Source organism: Streptococcus timonensis, from assembly GCF_047463455.1.
GTDB lineage: Bacteria > Bacillota > Bacilli > Lactobacillales > Streptococcaceae > Streptococcus > Streptococcus timonensis_B.
The window spans coordinates 1-1,716 of the sequence record NZ_JASHDV010000010.1 but is presented as its reverse complement, the minus strand read 5'-3'; the positions used below and the strand labels follow the sequence as shown (position 1 = coordinate 1,716).

Annotated in this window: 1 pseudogene; it reads right to left on the bottom strand. The window is 44.1% G+C overall.

Annotated elements, in window-relative coordinates:
• Positions 1-1,716 (bottom strand): annotated as a pseudogene (locus QM847_RS08255) (hypothetical protein); the annotation flags it as partial.

Genomic DNA, 1,716 nt, shown 5'->3' with positions numbered 1-1,716 from the left:
CATCTTCAAATGTAGCTGGCGTATCATCATCCATTGGAACTACTGGATCACCTTCTGTAAACTTAGGCTTACCTGTTTGAGTCTGGCCTTGTTTATCAATTGAAGTCACTTCTTCAGCTGTAGGAGTAACAGGGGTTACTGTTGGTGTGTACTTACCTGTTACTGGTGTACCATTCTTATCTACACGCTTAACTGTTACGCCGGTTCCTGTTCCGATGAATGATTTCTCTGGTACGAAGGTTACACTTCCATCTGGGGCTACTGTATAAGTACCTTCGCCTGGAATTGTTTTCGTTGTTGAACCATCTTCGAATGTAGCTGGCGTATCATCATCCATTGGAACTACTGGATCACCTTCTGTAAACTTAGGCTTACCTGTTTGAGTTTGCCCTTGTTTATCAATTGAAGTCACTTCTTCAGCTGTAGGAGTTACTGGTGTTACTGTTGGTGTGTACTTACCTGTTACTGGTGTACCATTCTTATCTACACGCTTAACTGTTACGCCGGTTCCTGTTCCGATGAATGATTTCTCTGGTACGAAGGTTACACTTCCATCTGGAGCTACTGTGTAGGTTCCTTCGCCTGGAATTGTCTTAGTCGTTGAACCATCTTCAAATGTAGCTGGCGTATCATCATCCATTGGAATGTTTGGATTGCCTTCTGTAAACTTAGGCTTACCTGTTTGGGTTTGGCCTTGTTTATCTTTTGAAGTTACATCCTCTGCTGTTGGAACAACTGGAGTAATCTTAGGTGTGTAAGTTGTTTCAGTTGGCGTACCGTTGGCATCCTTAGCTTGAACCTTAACGGCAACCACATCACCTGAGTATGTCTTATCTGTTGGTGTGAAGGTTACAACACCGGTTGCTTTATCAACTGTGAAGGTACCGATTTCTTTACCGTCTGGTGACTTAGCAACTACTGATGCAGCTGGCTGACCATTTTCGTCAAGAAGTGTAATGGTATCCTTGTCGATTGGCGCAACTGGATCTCCTTCTGTGAATGTAACAGTACCAGTTTGAACCACACCTTGAGGTGCTACTGATTCAGCTGGTGTCGCTGTTGGTGTTACCGGTGTTACTGTTGGTGTGTACTTACCTGTTACTGGTGTACCATTCTTATCTACACGTTTAACTGTTACGCCTGTTCCTGTTCCTGTGAATGATTTCTCTGGTACGAAGGTTACACTTCCATCTGGAGCTACTGTGTAGGTTCCTTCGCCTGGAATTGTCTTAGTCGTTGAACCATCTTCAAATGTAGCTGGCGTATCATCATCCATTGGAATGTTTGGATTGCCTTCTGTAAACTTAGGCTTACCTGTTTGGGTTTGGCCTTGTTTATCTTTTGAAGTTACATCCTCTGCTGTCGGAACAACTGGAGTAATCTTAGGTGTGTAAGTTGTTTCAGTTGGCGTACCGTTGGCATCCTTAGCTTGAACCTTAACGGCAACCACATCACCTGAGTATGTCTTATCTGTTGGTGTGAAGGTTACAACACCGGTTGCTTTATCAACTGTGAAGGTACCGATTTCTTTACCGTCTGGTGACTTAGCAACTACTGAAGCTGCTGGTTGACCATTTTCATCAAGAAGGGTAATGGTATCCTTGTCGATTGGCGCAACTGGATCTCCTTCTGTGAATGTAACAGTACCAGTTTGAACCACACCTTGAGGTGCTACTGATTCAGCTGGTGTCGCTGTTGGTGTTACCGGTGTTACTG